5 protein-coding genes and 1 pseudogene are annotated in these 5,217 nt (G+C 64.7%); 3 read left to right on the plus strand and 3 right to left on the minus strand.

Annotated elements, in window-relative coordinates; all coding sequences use genetic code 11:
* The 3 genes and pseudogenes from HP547_RS27185 to HP547_RS27195 all read left to right on the plus strand — a co-directional run.
* A pseudogene (locus HP547_RS27185) lies at positions 1–220 on the plus strand (hypothetical protein); the annotation flags it as partial.
* Between the two features lie 136 nt (positions 221–356).
* Positions 357–2,558 carry a sulfatase-like hydrolase/transferase gene (locus tag HP547_RS27190; protein ID WP_172288522.1) on the plus strand — a complete coding sequence of 734 codons (2,202 nt, stop codon included), beginning with the start codon at positions 357–359 and terminating at the stop codon, positions 2,556–2,558.
* A 94-nt stretch (positions 2,559–2,652) separates the two neighbouring features.
* Positions 2,653–3,381 carry a thioredoxin family protein gene (locus HP547_RS27195; RefSeq protein WP_172288524.1) on the plus strand — a complete coding sequence of 243 codons (729 nt, stop codon included), beginning with the start codon at positions 2,653–2,655 and terminating at the stop codon, positions 3,379–3,381.
* Positions 3,382–3,606: 225 nt separating this feature from the next.
* Here the strand turns inward: HP547_RS27195 and ureG are convergent, their stop codons facing one another.
* The 3 genes from ureG to HP547_RS27210 all read right to left on the minus strand — a co-directional run.
* Entirely contained in the window at positions 3,607–4,230 is a 624-nt protein-coding gene (ureG, locus tag HP547_RS27200; RefSeq protein WP_172222848.1) for an urease accessory protein UreG, read from the minus strand.
* An 11-nt stretch (positions 4,231–4,241) separates the two neighbouring features.
* A complete protein-coding gene (locus tag HP547_RS27205; RefSeq protein WP_172288526.1) occupies positions 4,242–4,916 on the minus strand; it encodes an urease accessory protein UreF in 675 nt (224 codons plus the stop codon).
* Positions 4,916–5,217: HupE/UreJ family protein (locus HP547_RS27210; protein WP_172288528.1), on the minus strand; the 302-nt coding region annotated here is incomplete at its 5' end. The genes HP547_RS27205 and HP547_RS27210, both read right to left, overlap by 1 nt.

The raw sequence follows: 5,217 nt of genomic DNA on the forward strand, positions 1-5,217 counted from the left end.
GTTCTCAGTGTCCGACCAGTTTGCCCGCAAAAGCAAGATCAAGCCCGATGGCGGCGACTGGCAGTCGATCTCGAACAGCGACTACAACGCGGCCAACTTCAACGTCGGCCTGACCTTCGCCGCCACCAACAACCTGACCATCGTGCCCAACCTGTCCATTGGTCTGACCGACGACGCGCCAGACTTTTCCTTCAGCCTGAAATTCCCCTACTACTTCTGACAGTTGCCCCCAGCCGGGCCTGCGCGAGCGGGCCCGGCTTTTGTTTACAGGGCTTGTAGCCGCCCGCTTTCCCTCCCCCGGCCTGTTATCATCAAGCACATCCGCATGACGATTTTATGGCAAAAGGGAAGTTTTTGTGAAAAGCCTGTCAGACCACCCACGTACCCGGTTTACTGCCTTGGCGGTGCTGGTACTGGTGATCCCACTGGGTATGCGCGCCATCCTGGGCTGGTCCAGCCCGCTCGGCTACCTGTCCGACCTTGCCCTGGGCAGCCTGCTGCTCTTGCTGCTGCACCGCCGGCCGTGGTGGCTGGCCCTGCCCGTACTCCTGGCCTGGGCAGCCCTGTGGGTGGCTTCGGCCGAACTCGTCAGTGCCGTGGGCCGGTTGCCCACCAGCGCCGACCTGGCCTACCTGGTCGACCCGCAGTTCATGGAGAACTCGACCGGTGGCGGCCTGGCGCATGCCTGGCTGCCCTGGGTGCTGGGTGGCGGCTTGCTGGCCTGGCTTGCCACTGCCTGGCGCAGCCGCGCACACCGCGGCCGCGCCTTGCCGCGCAGGGCCTGGGCCATCCCGCTGGTGCTGTTCGGCGCCCATTGGGGCAGCCAGCAGCTGCAACCTTCCGATGCTGACCAGTGGCGCCAGTACAACCTCAGCCACCAGCTGATGTCGGCCGGGGTCGGCAACCTGCAGCGACAGGTCGAAGGCTGGATGGGCCATACGCAAACCTTCACGCCGCTGGCCAGCAGCGGCCTGACCCAGTCCGACCTGCATGGCCAACGGCTGCTGGCCGGGCCTGGCAGCGCCCGCAACCTGCTGTTGATCACCGTCGAAGGCATCCCCGGGGCCTACGTACGGCCCAACCGCCAGGCCCTGCACAGTCGCTTCGATGAAAACCTGATGCCCAGGCTCAGCCAATGGGCTGAGCGCGGCATGAGCACCCCGGACTACGTGCTGCACACGCACCAGACCATTCGCGGCCTGTACGCGATGCTATGTGGGGACTACGACAAGCTCGCCAACGGCACCCCCAAGGGCGTCGAGCTGCTGACCCAGCACCAGCGCAACCAGGCCTGCCTGCCGACGCAATTGCGCCAGGCCGGCTTTACCACCCACTACCTGCAGGGCGCCGGCCTGCGCTTCATGGCCAAGGACCGCATCATGCCGCACATCGGCTTCGACTCGGTGCATGGCCTGGAATGGTTCCGCAACAAGAACTACCTGGACTTCCCGTGGGGCAAGGATGACCGGTCCTTCTTCGAAGGGGCCCTGGGTTATGTCGACAAACTGCAAAAGCAGGACAAGCCGTGGATGCTGACCCTGCTCACCGTGGGTACCCACCAGCCTTACTCGGCACCGGCCGAATACCTGCAGCGCTACGACACGCCGAAACAGGCAGCGGTGGCTTACCTGGACGACGCGATCGGCGCATTTCTCGACAACCTCGAACGCAAGGGCGTGCTCAAGGACACGCTGGTAGTGGTGACCTCCGACGAATCCCACGGCATCGACGGCGTGCGCCTGGCTTCGGCCTGGGGCTTCAACCTCACCCTGGCGCCGGAACAGGCCCGGTTGCCGCCTATCAAGCGCGGCACCTACGGCCATGTCGACCTGGCCACCTCGCTGCTGGACTACTTCGCCCTGCCGATTCCAATAGCGCTGGGTGGGCGCTCGTTGTACCGCGACTACGATACCGGTCGCGAGATGATCTCCTACACCAACGGCATGCTGCGTTACCACAACGGCCAGGGCGTGTTCACCGAATGCGACTTCCAGCAGCGCTGCCGGCGTTACGCCAGCAAAGGTTTCATCGCCGATCAGGCACGCTACCTCGGCCCTGGCGACAGCCTGCTCGGCCAGCAGATCGGCGCACTGGCCGGGGTGCTCGACCAGTCCCTGCTGCAAACCCCGCTCAACTTGCGCTACCAGTTCGGCGGCCCTTCGCCGATCAAGTTGCGCAAGCGCATTCACGATGACTGGGCCGACAACCTGATTGGCGCCCAGTACCTGGAGATGCCCGGCGGCTCGCATACCCGCGTGCGGGTCAAGGTGCGCTCGCTGGACCCTACGCGCACCGCCTACATACAACTCAAGGCCAAGCAGCTGGAGCAGGATGTGCCACTGGGCTTGCCTGCCGAGGTGAGGGTCACCGCCGAACAGCCGCTGGAAATGGAGTTCAGTTTCGACAACCCGACAGGGCGCAAGGCGTTTTCCTTCCATTTGCTGGGTTATGGCGGCGGCAAGGTGGAAGTCAGTGACTTCAGCGTGATCACCGCACTGCCGGGCGAGGATGAAGCGGCAGATGAACTGACCGAGGATCAGATCGCTCACTCGGGCTGATCGTTACCGCCCATCGCCCGGCCACCGGTGCCCGTCGATTCGGCTTGGTCATGCTCGACTAGTGTGTGAATCCCCCAAGCGTGGAGACAGCACCATGAGCACAAGCGAAAACAGGCACCCGGTGGTTGACCGCAGCCAATGGCTGGCGGCCCGCCGGCAGCTGTGGCTGCACGAAAAAGCCTTCACCCACCACCGCGACGCACTGGCCGCCGCCCGTCGCGCCCTGCCTTGGGTCAAGGTCGCACACGACTATCGCTTCCACGGGCCAGACGGCGAACTTGGCCTGGCGGACCTGTTTGCAGGCCGCAGCCAGTTGCTGCTGTACCATTTCATGTTCGTGGAAGGCTGGAGCGAGGGCTGCCCCGGTTGCTCGTTCCTGGCCGACCACTTCGACGGTGCCAACCTGCACCTGGCCCACCACGACGTGTCGCTGGTGGCCGTGTCGCGGGCGCCGTATCACGAGTTCCAGGCATTCCGCCAGCGAATGGGCTGGCGATTCCCCTGGTATTCGTCGAATGGCAGCGGCTTCAACGAGGACTTTGGTGTCAGTGTCGGCAGCGAAGGTGAAAGGCAGTACAACTATGAAGCGTATGACGGCAACGAAAGCGAGTTGCCCGGCTTGAGTGCCTTCTACCGCGAGGCGGACGGTAGCGTGTACCACACCTATTCAACCTACGCCCGGGGGCTGGATATCCTGGTCAATACCTACAACTTCCTCGACATCGCGCCGCTGGGTCGCAACGAAGCCGGGACCATGGATTGGGTTCGCCATCATGACCGCTACGAAGGGCAGCCCGACAAGCCGCACTGCTGCCACAACTGATATCAAACCCATACGCGGAGCGGCTGCAGGAGGGTTCCCGGCCCATTGGGCTGCGCTTTCGTACAGGGAACTGATGCTGGGCGCTCCGCGTACCCTGTGGGAGCGGGCGCGCCCGCGAAGAATCCAACGTGGTGCATGGCACCGGCTGCGCCGGTGTTCGCGGGCACGCCCGCTCCCACAGGGTCCCTGCCAAATCAGTAAGTCATGTGCAGGCCCGGTATGCCATTATGCGCGCACACCCAGCATCCCGCGCTCGACGATGAAATCGATCACCGCCTGCAACCCCTCGCCCTTCTTCAGGTTGCTGAAGGTCCACGGCCGCTGCGGGCGCATGCGCCGGGTATCGCTCGCCATTACCTCAAGCGAAGCGCCGACATAAGGCGCCAGGTCGGTCTTGTTGATCACCAGGAAATCCGACTTGGTGATGCCCGGGCCGCCCTTGCGCGGGATCTTCTCGCCCTCGGCCACGTCGATCACGTAGATGGTCAGGTCGGCCAGCTCCGGGCTGAATGTGGCGCTGAGGTTGTCACCGCCGCTTTCAACGAAAATCACCTCCAGGTTGCCAAACTTGCGCGCCAGCGCTTCGACCGCCGCCAGGTTCATCGAAGCGTCTTCACGGATGGCCGTGTGCGGGCAGCCGCCGGTTTCTACGCCGACGATGCGCTCCGGCTCCAGGGCACCGGCTTCGGTGAGAATGCGCTGATCTTCCTTGGTGTAGATATCGTTGGTCACCACAGCGATCTGGTAACGGTCGCGCATGGCTTTGCACAGCGCTTCCAGCAATGCGGTCTTGCCAGAGCCGACCGGGCCGCCGACACCGACGCGCAGGGGTTGTTGATAGCTTTGCATGCAGGCAGTCCTCAAGAACGGAACAAACGGGTGTATTGGGTTTCATGACGCGATGAAGCAATGGCCAGCAATGGCAGGCCGCCACCGAGTTGGTCGTCGCCCAGGGTCAGTGCCTGGTCGAGCGCGGCGGGCAAATCTGCGCCCAGGTCGTGCAGCAGTGTCTGCGCCGCCTGCTGGCCGAACGGCACCAGCTTGACCCCGGCCATGACCGCGCCCTCCAGCCAGGCAAAGCCGTGGCCCAAGGCCAGCTGGCGCAGCGGGATGGCCCAGTGCGCCGCCAGCCAGGCCATGCCGCCCAATTGGGTCAGCTCCAGGCTCGCGCGCCAGGCCGGCACTTGGCCGAGTTGCCAACCGTCAAGCAACCGCGCCAGCGCCGCGCCACGCTGTTGTTCTTCCAGGCGCAGCTCGGCGGTTTCGCGGTTGGCCAGCAGAAAGCGGCTCCAATGGCCGAAGGCCTCGGGGTCAGCGGCCTGGCAGGCGTGGTACAGGCGCGCCATCACCGGCCAGTCAAGGTGGGCCAGGGTGTCGTGAAGCTGCTCGCGCTGCCAGGCAGCGAAACCGCTTACGTCCCGCACCCAGCCCGCCTCTACCGCCCATTCCAGGCCTTGCGAGTAGGTGAAGCCACCCACCGGCAAACCGGGGCTGGCCAGCTGCAGCAGGCGCAGTAACGCCAGGTCGCTGCTCATCAACCGGCCAGCACCAGTGCCGCGCCGGCCAGCAGGCCACCGCCGAACGCTTTCTGCAGGCCGCTGTGCCGGCGCAGCAGGCAACCGACAGCGAAGCCAGCCGCCAGCAACAGGCCACTGACCATCACGAAACCGGCGCTGAACTGCCAGAACGCGCTCGGTGTTGCCTCCACGCCATGAGCCCAGCCATGGAACAGGGCGAATACCGGCATGGCCATGGCCATCAGTACTTGACGGCTTGGTAGCAGTACAGCCCCGGCAGCCACCAGCAGCGACACGGCGATCATGCTCTCCATGCCCA

It is taken from the genome of Pseudomonas sp. CM27, from assembly GCF_013179515.1.
Classification (GTDB): domain Bacteria; phylum Pseudomonadota; class Gammaproteobacteria; order Pseudomonadales; family Pseudomonadaceae; genus Aquipseudomonas.

Excerpts from the sequence above, each read along its gene's own strand:
- ureG (WP_172222848.1), bottom strand. The coding sequence starts at position 4,230 with ATGCAAAGCTATCAACAACCCCTGCGCGTCGGTGTCGGCGGCCCGGTC.
- HP547_RS27205 (WP_172288526.1), bottom strand. The coding sequence starts at position 4,916 with ATGAGCAGCGACCTGGCGTTACTGCGCCTGCTGCAGCTGGCCAGCCCC.
- HP547_RS27195 (WP_172288524.1), top strand. The coding sequence starts at position 2,653 with ATGAGCACAAGCGAAAACAGGCACCCGGTGGTTGACCGCAGCCAATGG.